The organism is Monashia sp. HAY1-2A (assembly GCF_056755315.1).
In genome coordinates, this window is sequence record NZ_JBNDHY010000896.1 from 1 (window position 1) to 204 (window position 204).

At 67.6% G+C, this 204-nt stretch carries 1 protein-coding gene; it reads left to right on the plus strand.

Features of this window, described 5'->3' with window-relative positions; genetic code table 11:
* The coding region (locus tag ACPYOM_RS24340; RefSeq protein WP_481347954.1) for a hypothetical protein at positions 1 to 204 on the plus strand (204 nt) is incomplete at both ends.

A 204-nucleotide genomic window follows, 5' to 3' on the forward strand; every position in this document is an offset into this window, starting at 1 on the left:
CCCCCCCTCCCAAAGCAAAAGCCGCCGCCCCCGGATTGCTACGCGTCTCGTGGGCTCGGAGATGTGTATAAGAGACAGGTGTACGGCATCCCCTACCTCGACCCCGACCACGCGCGCGTCGCCCTCGCCGGCAGCGGCTCGCCGCCGCCGAGGTCGCACCAGGCGGTCTGTCTCTTATACACATCTGACGCTGCCGACGACGGA